This window comes from Pseudomonas sp. S30, assembly GCF_016518545.1.
Taxonomy (GTDB): Bacteria; Pseudomonadota; Gammaproteobacteria; order Pseudomonadales; family Pseudomonadaceae; genus Aquipseudomonas.
Genome location: NZ_JACVTO010000002.1, coordinates 23,371 through 42,252, shown reverse-complemented (window position 1 = coordinate 42,252; position 18,882 = coordinate 23,371). Strand labels below are relative to the sequence as shown.

General features: G+C 64.8%; 20 protein-coding genes. 7 read left to right on the top strand and 13 right to left on the bottom strand.

Features of this window, described 5'->3' with window-relative positions:
- Positions 1–50 precede the first annotated feature (50 nt).
- Positions 51–821, top strand: a complete 771-nt coding sequence (gene phoU / locus IAE34_RS03035) for a phosphate signaling complex protein PhoU (RefSeq protein ID WP_200137378.1) — start codon at positions 51–53, stop codon at positions 819–821.
- Positions 822–983: 162 nt separating this feature from the next.
- Positions 984–1,883, top strand: a complete 900-nt coding sequence (locus IAE34_RS03030; RefSeq protein ID WP_200137377.1) for a response regulator — start codon at positions 984–986, stop codon at positions 1,881–1,883.
- A gap of 48 nt (positions 1,884–1,931) precedes the next feature.
- On the opposite strand, the gene IAE34_RS03025 is transcribed toward IAE34_RS03030, so the two are convergent.
- The 5 genes from IAE34_RS03025 to IAE34_RS03005 form a co-directional block, all read right to left on the bottom strand.
- Positions 1,932–3,272 carry a hemolysin family protein gene (locus tag IAE34_RS03025; RefSeq protein WP_200137376.1) on the bottom strand — a complete coding sequence of 447 codons (1,341 nt, stop codon included), beginning with the start codon at positions 3,270–3,272 and terminating at the stop codon, positions 1,932–1,934.
- 137 nt (positions 3,273–3,409) lie between these two features.
- A complete protein-coding gene (gene phoR / locus IAE34_RS03020; protein ID WP_200137375.1) occupies positions 3,410–4,717 on the bottom strand; it encodes a phosphate regulon sensor histidine kinase PhoR in 1,308 nt (435 codons plus the stop codon).
- A 127-nt stretch (positions 4,718–4,844) separates the two neighbouring features.
- The gene (gene phoB / locus IAE34_RS03015) at positions 4,845–5,534 is read right to left on the bottom strand and encodes a phosphate regulon transcriptional regulator PhoB (protein ID WP_200137374.1); all 690 of its coding nucleotides are present in this window, start codon (positions 5,532–5,534) and stop codon (positions 4,845–4,847) included.
- A 273-nt stretch (positions 5,535–5,807) separates the two neighbouring features.
- The gene (ubiA, locus tag IAE34_RS03010; protein WP_200137373.1) at positions 5,808–6,698 is read right to left on the bottom strand and encodes a 4-hydroxybenzoate octaprenyltransferase; all 891 of its coding nucleotides are present in this window, start codon (positions 6,696–6,698) and stop codon (positions 5,808–5,810) included.
- The gene (locus tag IAE34_RS03005) at positions 6,698–7,255 is read right to left on the bottom strand and encodes a chorismate--pyruvate lyase family protein (RefSeq protein ID WP_200137372.1); all 558 of its coding nucleotides are present in this window, start codon (positions 7,253–7,255) and stop codon (positions 6,698–6,700) included. Before IAE34_RS03005 ends, ubiA begins: the two co-directional genes overlap by 1 nt.
- Positions 7,256–7,423: 168 nt before the next feature.
- Between IAE34_RS03005 and IAE34_RS03000 the strand changes: the two genes are divergently transcribed.
- The 4 genes from IAE34_RS03000 to IAE34_RS02985 all read left to right on the top strand — a co-directional run bounded on the left by IAE34_RS03000 (position 7,424) and on the right by IAE34_RS02985 (position 9,786).
- Entirely contained in the window at positions 7,424–7,591 is a 168-nt protein-coding gene (locus tag IAE34_RS03000; RefSeq protein WP_200137371.1) for a rubredoxin, read from the top strand.
- 31 nt (positions 7,592–7,622) lie between these two features.
- A complete protein-coding gene (locus IAE34_RS02995) occupies positions 7,623–8,771 on the top strand; it encodes an FAD-dependent oxidoreductase (RefSeq protein ID WP_200137370.1) in 1,149 nt (382 codons plus the stop codon).
- A 185-nt stretch (positions 8,772–8,956) separates the two neighbouring features.
- Entirely contained in the window at positions 8,957–9,274 is a 318-nt protein-coding gene (locus IAE34_RS02990; protein ID WP_200137369.1) for an HU family DNA-binding protein, read from the top strand.
- A 134-nt stretch (positions 9,275–9,408) separates the two neighbouring features.
- Positions 9,409–9,786 (top strand): helicase, encoded by a 378-nt coding sequence (locus tag IAE34_RS02985; RefSeq protein WP_200137368.1) that lies wholly within the window; start codon positions 9,409–9,411, stop codon positions 9,784–9,786.
- 34 nt (positions 9,787–9,820) lie between these two features.
- On the opposite strand, the gene IAE34_RS02980 is transcribed toward IAE34_RS02985, so the two are convergent.
- From IAE34_RS02980 to exbB, 6 genes are all read right to left on the bottom strand, one after another.
- Positions 9,821–11,224 (bottom strand): aminoacyl-tRNA deacylase and HDOD domain-containing protein, encoded by a 1,404-nt coding sequence (locus IAE34_RS02980; protein ID WP_200137367.1) that lies wholly within the window; start codon positions 11,222–11,224, stop codon positions 9,821–9,823.
- Positions 11,225–11,306: 82 nt separating this feature from the next.
- A complete protein-coding gene (recG, locus tag IAE34_RS02975; RefSeq protein WP_200137366.1) occupies positions 11,307–13,385 on the bottom strand; it encodes an ATP-dependent DNA helicase RecG in 2,079 nt (692 codons plus the stop codon).
- Positions 13,386–13,389: 4 nt separating this feature from the next.
- Positions 13,390–14,316 (bottom strand): hydrogen peroxide-inducible genes activator, encoded by a 927-nt coding sequence (locus IAE34_RS02970; RefSeq protein ID WP_200137365.1) that lies wholly within the window; start codon positions 14,314–14,316, stop codon positions 13,390–13,392.
- 93 nt (positions 14,317–14,409) lie between these two features.
- Positions 14,410–15,144 carry an energy transducer TonB gene (locus IAE34_RS02965; RefSeq protein WP_200137364.1) on the bottom strand — a complete coding sequence of 245 codons (735 nt, stop codon included), beginning with the start codon at positions 15,142–15,144 and terminating at the stop codon, positions 14,410–14,412.
- Positions 15,141–15,569 carry a TonB system transport protein ExbD gene (gene exbD, locus IAE34_RS02960; RefSeq protein ID WP_200137363.1) on the bottom strand — a complete coding sequence of 143 codons (429 nt, stop codon included), beginning with the start codon at positions 15,567–15,569 and terminating at the stop codon, positions 15,141–15,143. Before exbD ends, IAE34_RS02965 begins: the two co-directional genes overlap by 4 nt.
- A 3-nt stretch (positions 15,570–15,572) precedes the next feature.
- Positions 15,573–16,547, bottom strand: a complete 975-nt coding sequence (gene exbB / locus IAE34_RS02955) for a tonB-system energizer ExbB (protein ID WP_200137362.1) — start codon at positions 16,545–16,547, stop codon at positions 15,573–15,575.
- Between the two features lie 188 nt (positions 16,548–16,735).
- Here exbB and IAE34_RS02950 point away from each other — a divergent pair, with 188 nt between their 5' ends.
- On the top strand, positions 16,736–17,593 hold the full coding sequence (locus tag IAE34_RS02950; protein WP_200137361.1) for an NAD-dependent epimerase/dehydratase family protein: 858 nt from the start codon (positions 16,736–16,738) through the stop codon (positions 17,591–17,593).
- 120 nt (positions 17,594–17,713) lie between these two features.
- Here the strand turns inward: IAE34_RS02950 and IAE34_RS02945 are convergent, their stop codons facing one another.
- On the bottom strand, positions 17,714–18,442 hold the full coding sequence (locus IAE34_RS02945; protein WP_200137360.1) for a hypothetical protein: 729 nt from the start codon (positions 18,440–18,442) through the stop codon (positions 17,714–17,716).
- A gap of 55 nt (positions 18,443–18,497) precedes the next feature.
- Positions 18,498–18,878 (bottom strand): RidA family protein, encoded by a 381-nt coding sequence (locus tag IAE34_RS02940; RefSeq protein WP_029612280.1) that lies wholly within the window; start codon positions 18,876–18,878, stop codon positions 18,498–18,500.
- Positions 18,879–18,882 lie beyond the last annotated feature (4 nt).

Genomic DNA, 18,882 nt, shown 5'->3' with positions numbered 1-18,882 from the left:
CCCCGAACCCCTTCAAGCCTGCGCCCCTAGCAGCTTCACGGAGCGAAACGATGATCAACAAAGAAGGCCTCACCCATCACATCTCCCAGCAGTTCAACGCCGAGCTGGAAGAGGTGCGCAGCCACTTGCTGGCCATGGGCGGGCTGGTCGAGAAACAGGTCAACGACGCCGTCACCGCGCTGATCGAGGCCGATTCGGGGTTGGCCCAGCAGGTGCGTGAGGTCGACGAGCAGATCAACCAGATGGAGCGCAACATCGACGAGGAGTGCGTGCGCATTCTGGCCCGTCGTCAGCCAGCGGCCTCCGACCTGCGCCTGATCATCAGCATCTCCAAATCGGTGATCGACCTGGAGCGCATCGGCGACGAGTCGACCAAGATCGCCCGTCGGGCCATCCAGCTGTGCGAGGAAGGCGAATCGCCACGCGGCTACGTGGAGGTGCGACACATCGGCGATCAGGTGCGCAACATGGTGCGTGACGCCCTGGACGCCTTCGCCCGTTTCGACGCCGACCTGGCCCTGTCGGTCGCGCAGTACGACAAGACCATCGACCGCGAATACAAGACCGCCCTGCGCGAGCTGGTCACCTACATGATGGAGGACCCACGCTCGATCTCGCGGGTGCTCAGCGTGATCTGGGCACTGCGTTCGCTGGAGCGCATCGGCGATCATGCCCGCAACATTTCCGAACTGGTGATCTACCTGGTGCGTGGGACCGATGTGCGTCACATGGGCCTCAAGCGCATGACGGCGGAGGTCCAGGGCGATGCGCTGGCCGCGTTGGAAAGGGCTAATGTTCCGGGCCGAGCGGACGATAAATAGTATTGCCCGCGGCCATCGACGCCCGGCTTCGGCCGGGCGTTTTCGTTGGCGGCTGACGCAGCAGGCACCCGCGAACTGTCTTGAAACGTCCCGGCGTGAACAGTGCTTTGGCAAATTGCCATCATTCGGCGGTAAGCTAGTCGGGATTCAAGAGGAGTATCGATGAGTAAAGTCAATGTACTGGTGGTGGATGACGCGCCGTTCATCCGCGACCTGGTGAGAAAGTGCCTGCGCAACGCCTTCCCCGGCATGGTCATCGAAGATGCGGTCAATGGGCGCAAGGCCATGGCCATGCTGACCAAGGAGCGTTTCGACCTGGTCCTGTGCGATTGGGAAATGCCGGAAATGTCCGGCCTCGAATTGCTCGCCTGGTGCCGTCAGCAGCCTGAGATGAAGGCGTTGCAGTTCATCATGGTGACCAGTCGCGGAGACAAGGAGAACGTGATCCAGGCCATCCAGGCCGGCGTCTCCGATTTCGTCGGCAAGCCTTTCACCAACGAACAGCTCCTGACCAAGGTGAAGAAGTCGCTGCAGCGCATCGGCAAGCTCGAAGGGTTGATGGCGACGCCGACGCGGGCCAGTTCGGCCTTCGCCAACGATTCGCTCAGTGCCCTGACCGGCGGCAAGCCAGAGGTCGCCAAGGTCGCGGTCACCGCCGCTGCGGCCGCGGCACCGAAGCCGGCTGCCAGCACGCCGCCCGCGCAAAGCGCTTCGCCGGTACCGACCGGGCGTGGCCAGGGCCAGTTGCGCCTGGCCAGTGGTAACCAGCCGTGCGTGATCAAGGCGCTGAGCCTGAAGGAGGCGCTGCTGGTGGTGCGTCGCAGCGCCACGTTGCCGCAGGTGCTCGAAGGGGCGGTACTGGACCTGGAGCAAGGCGAGAACGCCGAGGTGGCACGGCTCAATGGCTACCTGCATGCGGTCGCTGCCCTCGAGCCCAAGCCGGAGAGCGACTGGCTGCAGTTGACGTTCAAGTTCGTCGACCAGGACGCACAGAAGCTCGATTACCTGTCGCGGCTGATCGCCCGGGGCACGGCGCACAAGCAGTTCATCCCCGGCGCCTGATCGACCGAACGCGGCAGCGCATGCGCCTGCTGCCGCGAAGGTGGTGCTTCAGTCCAGCTTGAGCACCTTGGCCAGCACGATCTTGGGACCTTTCATCTTCTTGATGATGATCCGCAGGCCCTCGACCTCCAGCACTTCCTCTTCCTCGGGCACGCGCTTGAGCGACTCGTAGACCAGCCCGGCGAGGGTCTCGGCTTCGATGTGATCCAGGTCCACGCCCAGCAGGCGCTCGACCTTGAACAGCGGGGTGTCGCCGCGCACCAGCAGTTTGCCCGGCTGATAGGCCAGCACCCCGCGTTCGGCCTTGCGGTGCTCGTCCTGAATGTCGCCGACCAGCACTTCCAGCACATCTTCCATGGTCAGGTAGCCGATGACCTTGCCGTCGGCTTCCTCGACCAGCACGAAGTGTGCGCCGCCCTTGCGGAACTGCTCCAGCAACTGCGACAGCGGCAGGTGCCGGGACACGCGCTCCAGCGGGCGTGCCAGCTCGTCCAGGTCGATGCGCTCGGGCAAGTGGTCGAGCTCGGCCAACTCCAGCAGCAGGTCCTTGATGTGCAGCAAGCCGATGAACTCGCCACGCTCGGCGTCGTACACCGGGTAACGGCTGAACTTGTGGCGGCGGAACATGGCCAGGATGGTCTTGAGCGGCGCCTTGGCGTCGAGCACCACCATGTCCTCGCGCGAGTTGGCCCAGTCGACCACTTCCAGCTCGCCCATTTCCACGGCCGAGGCCAGTACCCGCATGCCCTGGTCGCTAGGGTCCTGCCCACGGCTGGAGTGCAGGATCAGCTTCAGTTCCTCACGGCTGTAGTGATGCTCGTGGTGCGGGCCTGGCTCGCCCTGGCCCGCGATGCGCAGGATGGCGTTGGCGCTGGCGTTGAGCAGGTAGATGGCCGGATACATCAGCCAGTAGAACAGGTACAGCGGCACCGCCGTCCACAGCGACAGCAGCTCGGGCTTGCGGATCGCCCAGGACTTGGGTGCCAGCTCGCCGACCACGATGTGCAGGTACGAAATCACGAAGAAGGCGACGAAGAACGATACCGCCTTGATCAGCTCGGGGCTGTCGACGCCCAGGTAGGCCAGCAGCGGCTCGAGCAGATGCGCGAAGGCCGGCTCGCCGACCCAGCCCAGGCCGAGCGAGGCCAGGGTGATGCCCAGCTGGCAGGCGGACAGGTAGGCGTCGAGCTGATTGTGAACCTTGCGCAGAATGCTGCCGCGCCAGCCGTGCAGTTCGGCGATGGAGTCCACCCGGGTGGAGCGCAGCTTGACCATGGCGAACTCGGCAGCAACGAAGAAGCCGTTGAGCAGCACCAGGAACAGAGCGAAGAGGATCATGCCGAAGTCGGCGAACAGGGAAGCGAGGGTTAAAGCAGGGGAAGGGTCCATGATGGAGTTTTTACGGGGTCCGTCTCAGATAGGAGAGAAAAAGGTGCCAGCTCGCGCTGGCACAGGGGATCCAATGTAGCGGCTGGGGCGCTAAAAGCAAAGTGCGCTGAGCATGGCCGTACGCGCTCGACCGGTGTTCAGGACTGGGTGGCGATCAACTGCGCCGGCGCGAAGTGGCAGGTGAAGGTGCTGCCATGGCCCGGTACGCTGCTGATCTCCAGCTTGCCGCGATGGCGCATCAGCACGTGCTTGACGATGGCCAGGCCCAGGCCGGTCCCCCCGGTGTTGGACGCGCGGCTGGAATCGACGCGGTAGAAGCGTTCGGTCAGGCGTGGCAGGTGCTTGGCGTCGATACCGACCCCTGAATCCTGCACGCTCAGGTGCGCGCCCTGCTCGTCGGCCCACCAGCGTATGCGGATATTGCCGCCTTCCTGGGTGTACTTCACGGCGTTGAACACCAGGTTGGAAAAGGCACTGCGCAGCTCGGACTCGCTGCCCTTGAGCCGTACGCCCGGCACGGCCTCCAGGGTGATGTGCTGGCGCTTGGGCCCGGACAGCGCCTGGGCGTCCCCCTTGATCGACTGCAGCAAGCTCTGGACCATGACCGGCTGGTTGTCCGAGGGGTAGTCGGTGGCTTCCAGCTTGGCCAGCAGCAGCAAGTCGTTGAGCAGCGTCTGCATGCGAGCGCCCTGCTGGCTCATCTGTTGCAGGGCGCGGGTCCAGCGTGGATTCACATCCTCGACGTTGTCCAGCAGGGTTTCCAGGTAGCCGGTGATCACCGTCAGTGGCGTGCGCAGCTCATGGGACACGTTGGCGACGAAATCCTTGCGCATCTGCTCGAGCTGGTGGATGCGCGTGACGTCGCGCACCAGCATCAGGTGCTCGTTGTTGCCGTAGCGGGTGATGTGCAGTTGCACGCGCAGGCGGTCGTTGATGGGCGAGGGTATTTCCAGCGGCTCGGCGTAGTTTTCCGCCTCGAAATACTCCTTGAAGCGAGGGTGTCGGACCAGGTTGGTCACCTGCTGGCCACCGTCCTGTGGCGTCTTGAAGCCCAGCAGGGTTTCGGCGGCGCGGTTCCACCATTCCAGGTTGCCGTCGCTGTCGAGCATGATCACGGCGTCGCGCAGTGCCGCGGTGGACTCCTGGACCCGGTCGATCACCGCCTGCAGGCGACCGCGTACTCGCTGGTCGCGGCGTTGCAGGTGGTAGATGCTGTCGAACACCTCGCCCCACAACCCATAGCCATCCGGAGGTGCCTCATCGGGCTGGTGATTGCGCAGCCAGTCGTGCAGGCGCAGCAATTGCTTGAGGGTCCAGGCCAGGTACAGTGCCAGCCCGATGGCCAGGCTCCAGCCATACTCGCCACTGACCAGCCCGCCGAGCAGGCAGACGCTGATCAACAGCAGCAGGTGGCGAATGAGGGTGGCGTGCCAGTTCTGGTTCACTTCGCAGGATCCTTCGGATCCAGCGACCAGTTGCAGGCCAGAGGCTGCAAGTAGAGGTGGATCGGTGGTGCATTCACGTCCATTGATTGGCTTGCTGACCGCCGCTCAGGGCGGTTCGCTGCCGTTCTCAGCTCTTGGTCGAGAAACGGTAGCCGGTGCCGCGTACGGTTTGTACCAGATTTTCGTAGACTTCACCCAGGGCCTTGCGCAGGCGACGGATGTGCACGTCCACCGTACGTTCTTCCACATAGACGTTGCCGCCCCACACCTGGTCGAGCAATTGGCCACGGGTGTAGGCACGCTCCTGGTGGGTCATGAAGAACTGCAGCAGTCGATATTCGGTCGGGCCCATCTCGGCAGGCTTGCCGTCGATGGTCACGCGGTGGCTGATCGGATCGAGCAGCAGGCCGCCGACCTCGATCGGCGCCTCGCTGTCGCTCGGGCCGGTACGGCGCAGCACGGCCTTCAGGCGCGCGACCAGCTCGCGGGGCGAGAACGGCTTGGTGATGTAGTCGTCGGCACCGACTTCCAGGCCCTGGATCTTGTTGTCCTCTTCGCCTTTGGCGGTGAGCATGATGATCGGAATGTCGCCGGTCAGCTCGTCGCGCTTCAGGCGGCGCGCCAACTCGATGCCCGACGTGCCGGGCAGCATCCAGTCGAGCAGGATCAGGTCCGGCTTGCGGTCGACGATGATGGCGTGGGCCTGCTGGGAGTTCTCCGCTTCGAGGCAATCGTAGCCGGCCATTTCCAACGCAACGGCGATCATCTCGCGAATAGGCGCTTCGTCGTCGACGATCAGAATGTTCCTGCCAACCATGCTCAAACCTCTCCCATCCAAGGTGTCTTGGCCCGCATTAGATAACGGAATTATTGCAGCTGTGTGACAGAGTGCTGGCCATTCTGGCGACATTGCGTGACCTGACCAGGCTGCGAAGGGCTGTCGCCAGCGATCGGTGAGCGTTATCCATGCCAGCTGCGGGCCTGCGGTAACGCGTGACGGCCACGAGCTGGACGGCCTTGGCCGGGCCTCGATTGCGTGGCCGAAAGGTAGGGCGCCTGCATCGGCCACACCAGGCGGCGTGGCCATGGCTCAGCGCAGCGCGTAGTCCAGCACCACGCCGGCGAAGACCAGCAGTCCGGCCCAGTGGTTGTGCAGGAATGCCTTGAAACAGGCCTCGCGCTGGCGCGAGCGAGTCGAGCGGAACTCCCACACGAAGCAGGCCAGTGCTGCGAGTAACCCCAGGTAGAACCCGCCACCGAGCCCGGCGAGATTGCCGGCCAGCAACAGGCATCCCAACGACAGCACCTGCAGGCCGAGGATGATCACCCGGTCGGCCTCACCGAAGAGGATGGCGGTGGACTTCACGCCGATCTTCAGGTCGTCGTCGCGGTCGACCATGGCGTAGTAGGTATCGAAGGCCACCGTCCACAGCAGGTTGGCGATGTACAGCAGCCAGGCCACGGCCGACAGTTCGGCGCCCGCCGCCGTGAACGCCATGGGGATGCCCCAGGAATACGCCGCGCCCAGCACCACCTGAGGGTAGTAGGTATAGCGCTTCATGAACGGATAGCAGAAGGCCAGTGCCACGCCGCCGAACGACAGCCACACGGTGCTGGCATTGGTACACAGCACCAGCAGGAAACTGATCGCCGTGAGCACGGCGAACAGCATCAGCGCTTCACGCGGCTTCACCCGTCCGCTGGCCAGTGGACGATCGGCGGTGCGCTTGACGTGTCCGTCGACCTTGCGGTCGGCGAAGTCGTTGATCGCGCAACCCGCCGCCCGCATCAACGCCACCCCGAGCCCGAAGATCAGCACGTTGGCCAGGGAGGGTGAGCCGTGCGCGGCGATCCAGACGGCCGAAAGCGTGGGCCACAGCAACAGGTAGATACCGATGGGACGGTCCAGACGGCTGAGCTGGACGAAGTCCCAGGCGCGCGGGTGGAGACGATTCAACGACTGCAGCAGGCGCAGGTACATCAGTGCGAGACCTCCTTGTCGGCCTGCCACAGGGCGGGCAGGAACACCTCGGCGACCAGCAGATCCAGGTTTTCACGAGAAAACCGCGAGCGTCGGCCCCATAGACCTTGCTGGGCGCAGTGCGACGGCAACCAGGCCTGGGGATAGCGGCACACCTGGATGGGGTGGCGGATGAAGGCGTGGTCGCAGAACAGCAGCTCGCCCAGCGAGCGGCTACCGAGGGTTTCCAGGTCCAGGCCCCCGCGCTCCAATGCCGCGCGGCTGGCCACGCTGCGCGCGAAGACCCAGGGCTGCGCGTGTCCTTGCAGAAACACTTCGCGCACCCAGCCTTGCGCCCCGGGCACCAGGTTCAGGGCCAGGCATTCGTCCTCGCGCAGGGTCTGCCAGCCTTCGCACAGTGGCGTGACGCAGAAGTGATCGGCGGACAGGCGGGTCAGGCGCCGGGTCAGCGAGCCCTCGTCGAACAGCCAGTCGAGGCTGCGTCGGTCGAGTGCGCTCGCCACTTGCGGATACGCCAGCCACGCCACAGCGGCTGCTTGCGGGGATTCGTGAGACACGTCGGTATGCTTGAGACATCCACAGAGGCGGCGAGCTTAGCATGATTGCCCGGTGTGCTTGCATCCTGCCCGCCGGGCCAGTACAAAGCCCCCATGAATTGCGCGGCGCTACCCTGGCAACCGTCCAGGATCGCCAGCGGCAACACGACGCCTGAGCGAGGAAACCCGATGAAGAAGTGGCAATGCATTGTCTGTGGCTTGATCTACGACGAGGCCGAAGGCTGGCCGGACGACGGCATCGCACCCGGCACGCCTTGGGAAGATGTCCCGCAAGACTGGCTGTGCCCGGATTGCGGTGTCGGCAAGAGCGATTTCGAGATGATCGCCATCGGCTGATCGACGACTGCGCAACGAGAGGAAATGCGACATGACGGCACCTGTGGTGATCATCGGCACTGGCCTGGCGGGCTACAACCTTGCACGGGAATTTCGCAAGCTCGATGGCGACACCCCGCTGGTGCTGATCAGCGCCGACGATGGGCGTTCCTACTCCAAGCCCATGCTCTCCACCAGCTTCGCCAAGGGCAAGGAAGCCGATGCCCTGTGCATGGCCGAGCCCGGCGCGATGGCCGAGCAACTCAAGGCCGAGATTCGCACTCACACCCGCGTCAGCGGTATCGATCCAGGCCACAGGCGCCTGTGGATCGGCCAGGAAGCCGTGCCTTATCGCGACCTGGTGCTGGCATGGGGCGCGCAGACCGTGCCGGTTCCGGTAGAGGGGGATGGCGCAGCGTCGATCTTCGCGATCAACGACCTGGAAGAGTACGCGCGCTTTCGTGCCGCGGCAGCCGGTAAGCAGCGGGTGCTGATACTGGGCGCCGGCCTGATCGGCTGCGAGTTCGCCAATGATCTGAGCCTGGGCGGCTACCAGTGCGAAGTGGTCGCCCCGTGCGAGCAGCTGATGCCGACGCTGCTGCCGCCGGCAGCCGCCAGCGCCGTGCAGATCGGCCTGCAGGCGCTGGGTGTGCGGTTCCACCTGGGGCCGGTGCTCACCCGCCTCGACCGGGCGGGTGGCGCGCTTCGGGCGCACCTGTCCGATGCCAGCGTGATCGATTGCGACCTGGTGGTGTCGGCCGTGGGCCTACGTCCACGTACCGATCTGGCGGCGGCTGCCGGGCTGCAGGTCAATCGCGCGGTGGTGGTGGATCGTCAGCTGCGCACCTCGCATGCCAACATCTTCGCCCTGGGCGATTGCGCCGAGGTCGAGGGCATCAACCTGCTGTACGTCATGCCCCTGATGGCCTGCGCCCGTGCCCTGGCCCAGACCCTGGCCGGCACTCCGACGTCGGTGACTTACGGCCCGATGCCCGTTACCGTGAAGACACCGGCTTGCCCACTGGTGGTGGCGCCTGTACCCCTGGGTCAGACAGGCCATTGGCAGCTCGAAGGGCAGGGTGCGGACCTGAAGATGCTGTGCTACAGCGCCGAAGGTCAGTTGCTGGGCTACGCGCTGACCGGTGATGCCGTGAAGGAAAAGCTCACCTTGAACCGTCAGCTTCCCGCGCTGATGGCGTGAATGGCGCTGGGTCTGTCGTGTATGGCGTCTGAGGCCTGCGACAATGGCCGTCCAGGCACTAGCGCGCCCCCCATGCCCGTGCCATTCTCACTGCGCCTGCTGCACACCAGAGCCTGTGGCGCTCACGGCGCTGCGCTCGCGGGCACAAGGCATAACAACAAAAATTCCGTCCAAGAGGCCTCACCATGCGTAAACCAGAACTCGCCGCCGTCATCGCCGAAAAGGCCGACCTGACCAAGGACAAGGCTAACCAGGTGTTGAACGCCATTCTCGATAGCATCACGGCTGCGCTCAAAAAGGACACCGTCACGCTTGTGGGCTTCGGCACTTTCGAAAAACGTCATCGCGGCGCCCGCACCGGCAAGAATCCCCAGACGGGGGAGCCGGTGAAGATCAAGGCCAGCAACACCGTTGCCTTCAAGCCAGGCAAGAACCTCAAGGGCGTCGTCGGCGAATCGGCAAGCGCCGCCAAACCCGCCAAACCCACCAAAAAGGCCAAGTGACCGCTCGCGGCACAGGATTGGACGGGTGGCTACGCACCCGTCATGCCTCCGTCAGTCAGGATCGGTACTAACGTAATTGCCTTGGAAAGAGGCTAGAATCCGCGCTTCGGTCATATTCCAATCGAGGCACGCTGATGAAGTTTCGCTTTCTTCTCTGGGTGATGGGCTTGCTGATGGCCAGGGCCAGCCGCAGGAACCCGGCGTTTCAGCAACAGCTGCGCGGCAAGGACCTGGTGTTCCAGATGCAGACGCTGGACGGCAAGGTGGCCAGGCACTTCAAGGTCAGCGGCGAGCGCATCCGTAGCAGCAGCGGACTTCACCCCGATCCTGCGTTCGCCATCGCCTTCAAGGATGCCGCCTATGGCTTCGCCACGTTGCAGGCGGCCAACAAGCAGTTGGCATTCATGCAGGGCATCCAGGACAAGAGCATCCAGATCAAGGGCAACCCGGCCCTGGTGATCTGGTTCCAGGGCCTGATGAAATACCTCAAGCCGCGCAAGAAGAAGACCTGAGCTTCCACCACGTAGCCGCCGGGCGAGCAATCCGTCAGTGGGGCGGCTGGAATTGCGAGGCCAGTTCGCGCAGCAGCGCTTCGGCCTCCAGCACCTTGCTGACCACATCCTCGGCCTTGCTGCGGGTCAGCCCGAGCCGCTCGAGCAGCGCGTCGGGAATCTCCTCCTGCGGCCCGGCACCGATGCCCCGCGAACGCAGCAGCGAAGTCGCCAGGCATACCAGGTTGGGATAGGCGTGATACTCGCCCTCGTAGCCCGGATCGTGCTGGAAGCGTAGCGCCGTGGACAGCTCGTCCGGCATGTCCCACAGCTTCATCAGCCAGGCGCCGATCTGCTCCCGGCTGATGCCCAGCAGGTGCTGCTCGACATAGCTGTGGTAGAGGTGCGGGTTGACCTCCAGGTGGCGACAGATCAGCGAGAAATGTGGCGGGAACACGTGCGCCAGCAGCAGGTAGCCGAAGTTGTGCAGCAGGCCTGCCAGGTAGGTCAGCCCGGCCTCGGGCCGCTCGGTGCGAGGCATGGCACGGGTCAGGCCCTCGATCACCGCCGCCGTGTAGATCGACTGCTGCCAGTAGGGCGTGGCCTGCTGGGGATGATCCTTGGGCAGGCTCAGGGTCTTGCCCAGGGCCAGTCCCAGGGCGAGGTTGATCACCAGGTCGAAGCCCAGCACCCGAACGATGGCGTCTTCCACCGAACGGATCTTGCCGGGCGAGGCGTAATAGGGCGAGGCTGCCCAGCTGACCACTTGCGCCGCGAGGGCCGGATCGGTCTCCACCACGCCTGTTATGTCGTCCAGGCTGGCGTTGGGATCGACCCGCAGCTTGATGATCTTCTGCGCAGTATCGGCCAGTGGCGGGATCTCGATGGTCTGCTCCAGGCGTTGCTGGATACGCCGCGCGGTGAAGGCCTGCACCGCATGGGAAATCTCGCGGGTGTCGTCGTGGGGGCGATCGAGGTTGCGGCGGATCCCCTCCACTTCCACACCGAACGCGCCGGCGCTGGCCTTGCTCAGCATGCGCTTGAAGTCGTCGCGGGCGATTTCGAGCAACAGCCCGTCCTCGCCCGATTGGATGAGCAGCGTCTCGACCGCCAGCAACCGTTCGTCGTACAGGCAGGGCGAGCTGGTGAGCGCCGGCAGGGCCGGCAGGCACTTGAGCGAGTGTTTGTCGAGCATCTTCCTGAGACGCTCCAGGGGAACTGCGGTCAGCTTGCGGCCGGTGAGTTCCTCCAGACGCTTGAGGTCCAGCAGGTGGCTCTGTGGAAAGAGGACCATGAGCGCGCCGACTTCGTCGTCCAGCAGCACTGCCTGGACGCGCGAAGCGACGGGCATAGATGGCTGTTCGCGCACCTCGCGGTAGCCGACGCCCAGTTTTTCCAGCAACAGCCGGATGACCTGCGGGGCGTGCGGGTGTGCGGTTTCCAAGGCCACTTCGGTCATGGTCTGTCTTCCCAGGTGTCTTTTTTCGAACAAGAAGTATAACCAGCCTGTGACTCAAGCTGGTGCGCGAATGGGACCAAGGTCACACTTGGCCGTATTGTTGGCCGTGACGCAGCCAGCGATCGAGCAATGGACTGACATGCTCCGGCCAGCGTGCCAGCAACGCCTGTGCGGCGTCACGTACCGCTGGCAGCAGGTCCGCGTCGCGCATCAGGTCGGCAACCTTGAATTGCAGCAGGCCGGTCTGACGGGTGCCGAGCATCTCGCCGGGCCCGCGCAGCTCCAGGTCCTTTTCCGCGATGACGAAGCCGTCGTTGGTCTCGCGCATGATACCCAGGCGCTCTCGACCGATCTGCGACAGAGGCGGATGGTAGAGCAGCACGCAGTGACTCGCGGCGCTGCCCCGGCCGACTCGGCCGCGCAATTGGTGAAGCTGGGCCAGGCCCAGTCGCTCGGGGTTCTCGATGATCATGAGGCTGGCGTTGGGAACGTCCACGCCGACTTCGATGACCGTCGTGGCCACCAGCAGTTGCAACTCGCCGGCCTTGAACTCGGCCATCACGGCTGCCTTTTCGGCAGGCTTCATGCGCCCATGGATCAGCCCTACGCGCAGCTCGCCCAAGGCGCTGCCCAGCTCCTCGAAGGTACTCTCAGCGGCCTGGCAGGTCAGCTCCTCCGACTCTTCGATCAGCGTGCACACCCAGTACGCCTGGCGTCCCTGCGCGCAGGCGCCGCGCACCCGCTCGACCACTTCGAAGCGGCGACTGTCGGCCACCAGCACGGTATTGACCGGCGTGCGGCCGGGCGGCAGCTCGTCGAGGATGGACGTATCCAGGTCGGCATACGCGCTCATGGCCAGGGTGCGCGGGATAGGCGTGGCGGTCATGATCAACTGATGGGGGCACATCAGGCCGTTCACGCCCTTCTTGCGCAGCGCCAGGCGCTGTTGCACGCCGAAGCGGTGCTGTTCGTCGATGATGGCCAGCGCCAGGTTGCGAAACACCACTTCTTCCTGGAACAGGGCATGGGTACCGACCACCATCGGCGCTCCCCCGGCGATCTGTTCGAGCGCGCTGGTACGCGCCTTGCCCTTGAGCTTGCCAGCCAGCCAGGCGACTTCGATGCCCAGCGGTTCGAGCCAGCGCTTGAAGGTCAGGTAGTGCTGTTCGGCGAGAATCTCGGTCGGTGCCATCAGCGCTACCTGGTAGCCCGCCTCCAGCGCTTGCAGGGCGGCGAGCGCTGCGACCACGGTCTTGCCGGCGCCGACGTCCCCCTGCACCAGGCGCATCATCGGCTCGGGCTGGCTGAGGTCGTAGGCTATTTCATTGCCGACCCGCTGCTGGGCGCCCGTGGGCGCGAAGCCCAGGTTGGCCAGGTACAGGCCGGGCAAACGGCTGGCCTTGGGCAGCGCTGGCGCTTGCAGCGCGCGCAGGCTTTCACGCAGGCGCTGCTGTGAAAGCTGATGGGTCAGCAGCTCTTCGAAGGCCAGCCGGTGCTGAGCCCAGTGCTGACCTTCGGCGAGCTCGTCGAGGTCGGCATCGGCAGGCGGGTTGTGCAGGTAGCGAATGGCATCGTCCAGCGGCGCCAGGTGATAGTCGCGGGCCAGCTCATCGGGTAGCCAGTCAGGCAGGCTGCGCGGGCCCAGCTTGGCCAGGCTGAGCTGGCAGAGCAGGCGCAGGCGCTGCTGGGTGAGCCCTTCGGTGGTCGGGTAGATCGGCGTGAGCGTCTGTTCCACTGGCGGTGGTGGCTCGTCTCCATTGAGCGCGCGATACTCCGGGTGGTAGATCTCCAGACCCGAGGCGCCGGGACGCGCTTCGCCATAGCAGCGCAGGTGAGTGCCGCGCTTGAGCCCTTCCTTCTGCGCATTGCTGAAATGATAGAAGCGCAGGCTCAGCACGCCGGTGCCGTCGCCCAGGCGCACCACCAGGCTGCGCCGCTTGCCCATGGTCACGTCGGCGCCGCTGACCACGCCTTCGATCACGGCATCCTGGCCGGGGCGCAGGGCGCCGATGGGTACGACGCGGGTGCGATCCTGATAACGCAAGGGCAGGTGGAACAGCACGTCCTGCAAGCTTTCCAGGCCCACCTTGGCGAGCTTTTCCGCCATGGCCTCGCCGACGCCCTTCAACTCGGTGACCGGCACCTTCGACAGCTCGGTCATGATGTCAGGCCGGCTGCTGCGTGGGCGCCTTGGCCACCGAGCACAGACGAATCGAGTCGGCGAGGATCTCGATGGCCTTGGGCCGCGGGAAGCTCGCACGCCAGGCGATGGCCACCGTGCGGAACGGGGCGGGGGCCGTCAGCGGACGGACCTCGATCACCCCGGGTGCGTAGTGGTGGCTGTGCACGGCCGACAGCGGCAGGATCGACACGCCCAGACCCGAGGCGACCATGTGCCGAATGGTCTCCAGCGAGCTGGATTCCACCGTGGTGTGCCGGGATGCCTCCGAGCCCTTGGTCAGGGTCGGACAGGCTTCGAGCACCTGATCGCGGAAACAGTGGCCCTCGCCGAGCAGCAGCAGGCTCTTGTCGTTGAGCAACCCGGCGTCGATGGTCTTCTTCGCCGTCCACGGGTGATCGGCCGGCATCAGCGCGCAGAAGGGCTCGTCGTACAGCGGCAGGGTGAGCACATCGGCCTCGTTGAAGGGCAGGGCGATGATCACTGCGTCCAGTTCGCCGTTGCGCAATTTCTCGCGCAGCACGTGGGTGAAGTTCTCTTCGATGTACAGCGGCATCTGCGGTGCGACCCGATGCAATTGCGGAATCAGGTGCGGGAACAGATAGGGACCGACGGTATAGATGGCGCCGACTTTCAGCGGGGCGGTGAGCTGGTTCTTGCCAGCCTGGGCCAGTTCACGGATGCCCTGCGCCTGCTCCAGTACCTTCTGGGCCTGGGCGACGATGCTTTCCCCCACCGGGGTCAGGCGTACTGCGCTCTTGCTGCGCTCGAAGATCAGCACACCGAGTTCGTCCTCGAGCTTCTTCACCCCCACCGACAGGGTCGGCTGGCTGACGTGGCAGCGTTCGGCCGCATGGCCGAAGTGCTGTTCCTGGGCGAGTGTGACGATGTAGCGGAGTTCTGTGAGGGTCATAACGTGCGTCCATGAAGTTGCGGCCCCAGCATAGCGGGTGCAATCGATAGACGCACGTTATCAGACTTGCGGCTGTGTGACAGATTGAATGTGTCAGCGCTTGTCCAGCGAGTACACGAAGGGCGCGACGACCTCGATCTGACCATTGTTGAGCATTTCAGCCGGTGGCTTGGGCACTGCGCCTGCACGACGGATCATGTCCATGGTCGCGCGGTCGAGCGATGCGCTGCCCGAACCCGACGCGATCGAATACGACAGCACCTTGCCTTCGGCATCGACCACGAAGCGCAGCCGAGTGATGCCCTGCAAGCCTCTGCGACGCGCATCTTCCGGATACCGCTTGAACTTGCTCAGGTGACGCAGCAGGTCGCTCTGCCAGTTCGGCAGGGCATTGCTGTTGGACGCGATGCTCGGCTCGGGCGCGGCCGATTTCTTCGGCGGCGCGTTGCTCGGCGGCGTATCGGCCACCGGCTCCTTGGCGGGCGGTTCGTCCTTCGGCGGCTCCGGCTTCTTCTCCGGCTTGGGCTGCTGCGGCTTGGGCTTTGGCTTGGGCGGCTTGGGAATGGCGATCTTCGGCTTCGGCGCCTCGGCCAGCTTCGGCAGGGGCGGCTCCTCGACCGGTGCCGGTGGTGGCGGAACGGCTTTGGGCGGCGGCGGCGGTGCCGGCTCGGGAAGCGGCGCCAGCTCGACCATCATCGCTGCCGGCGGCAGTTCGATGGCCTGCGGCACCGACCAGTTGAGCGTGAGCAGCACGGCGATCGCGTGCACACCCAGCACGGCGGCCAGGCTGACACCGTAGCGCGCCAGGTTGGAGCGCGTCTTCGTCATTTCTTGGCTGCCGTCTCGAGTCCGACCAGACCGACTTTCAGGTAGCCGGCCGTGCGCAGGGTGTTCATCACTTCCATCAGGTCACCGTAGTCGACCCCCTTGTCGGCCTGGAAGAACAGAGTGGTTTCCTTGTCACCCTTGGTCTTGGCGTCGAGCATCGCGCCAAGCTGGTCGGGCGAGGCCACCAGGTCATCGCCGATGTACAGCTTCTTGTCGGCCTTGACGCTGACGAACACCGGCTTCTCCGGCCTCGGCGCCGGCTTGGCGGTGGAGGCAGGCAGGTCGACCTTGATGTCGACCGTGGCCAGGGGGGCCGCGACCATGAAGATGATCAGCAGTACCAGCATCACGTCGATGAACGGCGTAACGTTGATTTCGTGGTTTTCGGCGAGGTCGTCGCCACCTTCGTTGAGATGCAGGCCCATGGCTTACCCCACTTTCACCATGTGCGGGGCGGCGCGATCGCCAGCCTGGTGGTCGAGGTCGCGGCTGACCAGCAGCAGGACCTGCGCCGAGGCGTCCGATACCTGTGCCTTGTAGCCGGCGATGGAACGGGCGAAGACGTTGTAGATGACCACGGCCGGGATCGCTGCGACCAGGCCTAGAGCGGTGGCCAGCAGGGCTTCGGCGATACCGGGCGCGACCACTGCGAGGTTGGTGGTCTGGGTCTTGGCGATGCCGATGAAGCTGTTCATGATGCCCCAGACGGTGCCGAACAGACCGACGAACGGGGCGGTGGAGCCAATGGTGGCCAGCACGCCGGTGCCGCTGCTCATGGATCGGCCGCTGGCCGCGACCAGACGCTCCAGGCGGAAGCTGACGCGCTCCTTGATCCCTTCCTTTTCACGGGTATTGGCCGACAGGCGCATTTCCTCGAGGGCGTCGTGGACCAGCGTGTGAGCCAGGGTGCCTTCCTTGTTGGTGGCGCTGCTGGCGTCCTTGAGGCTTGCGGCCTTCTTGAGCAGGGCGATCTCGCCGCGCAGGCGACGCTTGGCGCCCAGCAGCTCGAAGCCCTTGGCGATCCAGATGGTCCAGGTGATGATGGAGGCGATGGCCAGACCGATCATCACGGCTTTGACCACCACATCGGCATTCTTGTACATGCCCCAGGGCGACAGGTCGTGAGCCATGCCCAGCGAGGTGTCTTCGACCACCGCTTCGGTGCCTTGACCGACGGGGGCCTGGGCGTCTGTCGCTGGTAGAGCCTGGTTCGGCACCTGCGCGGTATCGGCAGGGGCGGCCGAAGGCGCGGCTCCGGCAGTGCTGGCCGGTGCGCTGGCGCCAGCGGCGGCAGGCTCTTCAGCCATGGCGGCAGGGGTGAGCACCAGGCTGAGCATCAGCGCAGCGATGGCGCCCCAGGCGCGCGATGTGGTTGGCGAAGCGGAAGGTTGAGTGCGAGTCATGCTGGCCGGACCTGATGAAGAAAAAGAATGACGTTCCCCATGGCCTCGAGACGGACCGAGAACTTTCAGGTCGCCATTATTGCAACTAATTCTTGTTAACAAAAGCAATAGAGTAACTTTTTTACGCGCTCCATGACCGCTGATCGTCAGATAGCGCTAGCCTGGAGCTTTGTAACTGGAGGGAAGTGATGTCGGATCTGTCCGCGATGATCGTAGGTTGTGGGGACGTAGGCGGCCGGCTCGCCCAGCGACTGATGTCGGCCGGCTGGCACGTGTGGGGGGTTCGACGTCGGGTCGAGCAGTTGCCCAGGGGTGTCGTGCCCGTGGCCGCCGACCTGTTCGAGTCTTCGGTGCCCCAGGCTTGGCCCAATCGCTCACCGGACTACCTGGTGTATTGCGTGGCGGCCAGCGAGCACGACGAAGCCGGCTATCGCGCGGCCTATGTCGAGGGCCTGCGGCATGTTTTGGGGTGGCTGGCGTGCACCGGCCAGCGTCCGCGGCGTCTGCTGTTCGTCTCCAGCAGCAGCGTCTATGCCCAGCAGGACGGTGCCTGGGTGGATGAGCAGGACGCTACCGAACCCGAAGGTTATTCGGGTCGGATCATGCTGGAGGCCGAACGCTTGGCGCTGGACAGTGGATTACCGGCCAGCGTAGTGCGTCTGACAGGCATCTACGGTCCAGGCCGCGAGTGGTTGCTCAATCAGGTGCGCCAGGGGTATCGAGTCGCCGAGACGCCACCTTTGTACGGCAACCGCATCCACGCCGAGGATGCGGCAGGCCTGCTGGCCTTCCTGCTCCAGGCCGACGCCGAAGGCGTCGCGCTGCACACCTGCTACCTGGGCGTGGATGACGATCCGGCGCCCCTTGCCGAGGTGGTGGCCTGGCTGCGCGACTACCTGAGCGTCACCAAGTGGTCGGACGAGCAGCGAGTGCGCCGCACCGGCAGCAAGCGTTGCAGCAACGCCCGGGCGCGCGCCCTGGGCTGGGTTCCACAGTACCCAAGCTACCGTCAGGGCTATGCCGCTCTCCTGCACCCAGAGCAATGATGGCGAACCGGGCCTGCGAAGCCTGGTGAGGAGGCTTTGCATACCCGGTACCGAGCGTCCCTCGTTCGGCGGATCCCTCGGTGCAGGACAGGCCCGGAGGTGCTCAGCGACCAGGTCGACTCAGTCGAGCTCGAGCAACCATCGACGCTTGCCGGCCACCAGATGCGGCTTTTCGGTAGGGCCGGCCCGGTTGAGCGCCTCATACAGCTCGATCTGCTTGCCCGTACGCTTGAGTATCCACGGCGCGCCGCGCTGGTCGTGTTCCAGCCACAGGCTGTCCCGACCTTCGGTCATGTCGGCGCAGTCGCCGCCCAGGCACAAGGCATAGCGGTCCAGAGCGGGGAAGCCACTGACGGTACCGTCATCGGTGAAGCGAACCACGTTGCCCTGGCCAGGGCCGTCCACGATCCGCCATTGGCCACCGAGGAATGCGCGGTTCAGCGCCTTTTCGAAGGTCGCGCCCCACGCCGCACTGGCCGCTGCCGGATCGTCGCTGCGTTCGAAGCGCTGGAGTCCGGTTTCCTTGTCGAGGGTGAGCAATCGCTTGCCCGACAGCTGCAGCTCCTGGTCTTCGCCCTCGAAACGCGCCTTCCAGGGCGTCGTGTCGGTCATCAACTGACCGCTCACCCGCTCGAAACTGGTGCTGTAGCTAGCGGTCTTGTCAGCTGTATCGAGCTTCCATTCCAGGGCGACAGCTGCGTTGTCCAGGGTTTGCACGACACGGTCCGTGGTGACGACCGTATCGATCGCGCCTTGGTTGATCCAGGTGCCGTTGAGTTGATCAGGGGTATGACTGGCACAGCCGCCCAGTACGAGGGCTGCCAGTGCAGTGGGCAGGGCATGGCGCATGGGTTGAGACCTTCTGCAGGAAACGCGGCAGGCCGTGCGCCCGCCGCCTGGTGCATCACTCGATGACGAGGATGGCGTCCATCTCCACTTGCGAGCCCTTGGGCAGGGCGGCCACGCCGATGGCGGCGCGTGCGGGGTAGGGCTGCTCGAAATAGCGGCCCATGACTTCGTTGACCTTGGCGAAGTGGCTGAGGTCGGTGAGGAAGATGTTGAGTTTGACGATGTCCTTGAAAGAACCGCCGGCGGCCTCGGCCACGGCCTTGAGGTTTTCGAAGACCTGGACGGTCTGCGCCTCGAAGCCCTCGACCAGTTCCATGGTCTTGGGATCAAGCGGAATCTGCCCCGACATATAGACGGTATTGCCGGCCTTGATCGCCTGGGAGTAGGTGCCGATGGCGGCGGGGGCCTTGTCGCTGTTGATGACGGTCTTGGTCATGTTG